This window comes from Bradyrhizobium sp. Crot121, from assembly GCF_059512385.1.
The window spans coordinates 1-818 of record NZ_JCAMOR010000287.1 but is presented as its reverse complement, the minus strand read 5'-3'; the positions used below and the strand labels follow the sequence as shown (position 1 = coordinate 818).

General features: G+C 64.5%; 1 protein-coding gene. It reads right to left on the bottom strand.

The features are described 5' to 3' along the window. Window positions 1-519 precede the first annotated feature (519 nt). Window positions 520-818: transposase (locus tag AC5ZGW_RS46565; protein WP_496114193.1), on the bottom strand; the 299-nt coding region annotated here is incomplete at its 5' end.

Sequence of the window (818 nt, the reverse complement as noted above, 5' to 3'; positions counted from 1 at the left end):
CCGGAATGCTTCGGTTGAACCTGTGGTCCTACCCCCGTGCTTTTTGTTGCACGGGACCCATGGGTGCAACCGGCACCGGCTTTCCCTGCGCCCTCTGATATCGAGGAGGGTGAGACGAACGCAAAGCTCGGGCAATCCATGCCGCGAGAACGCGAACTCACATCCTCACGCTATTTGAAATTTGAATCGGACCTTTCCCCACGTCGTCGCGGGCTTGCGCGCCGCGGCGAGGCCTCTTGGCGTAGCCGGGAACCCGGGACCCATATGTGGACGGCCCCCGTGGCACAAGAGCTTTTGAGGTGATCGGATCGCTGGCATCCATATGTCCGGCCTGTTTGATGCGATCGGATGATCGCTGGCCAAGATGGGATGCGCGAGGCGAGCTCCAAACAACCTGGCGACCTGCTGGCGGCCAATGGGTCCCACGGAATGTCTCGCCTCGTTGATTGATCGATCGCTCCATCTGCTCTTGCAGCTTAAGGGGCAGCCGGTGAGCTAACCCGCCGGCCGCCCAATCTGTTAAGCGGCAGCTATCGGCATGGCGTTCATCCGCGCCGCGTCGTAACGCTGGCCGGTCACCATCAGCTTCCAGGCGATGCGGGCCACCTTGTTGGCGAGCGCCACGGCGGCCAGCTTGGGCGGCTTGCGCTTGAGCAGCGCGACCAGCCAGCCCCACAGATGGCCGCGGCCGTGCCGCGCCTGCTGGATCACCGCGGTCGCCCCGACCACCAGCAGGCGGCACAGGTCCTCGTCGCCGGCCCGCGTGATCTTGCCGAGCCTGGTCTTGCCGCCGGTGGAATGGTCCTTTGGTGTGAGGC